The sequence below is a fragment of the Butyrivibrio sp. VCB2001 genome, from assembly GCF_000423965.1.
GTDB lineage: Bacteria > Bacillota > Clostridia > Lachnospirales > Lachnospiraceae > Butyrivibrio.
In genome coordinates this window covers 1-1,111 of the sequence record NZ_AUIZ01000042.1, presented here as the reverse complement: position 1 = coordinate 1,111, position 1,111 = coordinate 1, and the positions used below count along the sequence as shown (strand labels likewise).

Below are 1,111 nucleotides of genomic sequence, written 5' to 3'. Positions count from 1 at the left end.
ACTACCTTTTTCTTAAATTCAAAATCATATTTTGCCATAAAAATACCGACCTCCCAAAAGTTAGATTTTTGGTCTAACTTTTGGGGGTCGGTACAGTAGCTGCTCTATCCTTTAATTATTTCTTAATCAGCCCAAAAGTCTTTTACCTTTTCCATGATCCACTGAAGATTTGATAAATCCTCCATCGGATCCTCTGTCTCCAGTGAATGATTAGCTCTTTCTACCTTGTACAAAGGCAATTCCAGCTCCGCGCACTTCTCTTCCGCGATTGCTGTGTCGCACCAGGGATCGGCAAGCCCGTGAAAGACAATTCCTGAACCCTTTCTGACCCTGTCAAATGTCTGCGGAACCGGCGTAAACACAACCTGTCTGGCGCCAACTTCAAGCTCGCTGTCGAAGTACGCAGCAAGCGCTGTGCCTATACTCTTTCCCACGAATACTATGTCTTCATATTGGTCAAAAGACATTTCTCCAAGCTGCTCTTTTATCTGCAAAACCGCCATTTTGAAGGCTTCCTTCATGCGGACTTTGTCATTCATGATCTCCCTGGCCTTGAACGGGAATTCATAGTTAACCTCAACCACTTCGTATCCGGCTTCTCGAGCCAGCCTTTTTGCAAAATATAGAAGCGGCTTATCACTGTGGTATCCCATTCCGGGGAAGATTACGGCAATCTTGCTCATTTCTGTGTCATTCCTTTCAACTGATGATACTATTATATGTCCATAAGCTGAAAATTTACTATCTAATTCTCTTTCTGGCTTTCCCCCTGCGCTTACTTTTTTCATGTCCCAGAGGCCAGAACCTGCGCTTCTGCCACAGATTTCGGTTAAGCACCAGCCTTTGTCTGCTCATTTCTCATGTCCCAGACACGCAAATGTAGCTATTTGCCACATATTTCAGCTAGAGATAGCTCTTTGTGCAAGTTTTTTTCATGTCCCGGAGGTCAGAACCTGCACTTCTGCCACAGATTTTGGTTAAGCACCAGCCTTTATCTGCTCTTTTCTCATGTCCCAGAGTAATGTCCATATAATGGTGTAAATTCAAAAATTAATATTAAAAGAGCCAAAGGCTCACCTTTAGGTATAATAAAGTCACCACAACCAATTAA

The 1,111-nt window shown here is 43.0% G+C and carries 1 protein-coding gene; it reads right to left on the bottom strand.

Annotated elements, in window-relative coordinates; all coding sequences use genetic code 11:
• Nucleotides 1-122: 122 nt before the first annotated feature.
• Nucleotides 123-683, bottom strand: coding sequence for a hypothetical protein (locus tag G589_RS20615; protein WP_035776594.1), 561 nt, complete (start codon nucleotides 681-683; stop codon nucleotides 123-125).
• Nucleotides 684-1,111 lie beyond the last annotated feature (428 nt).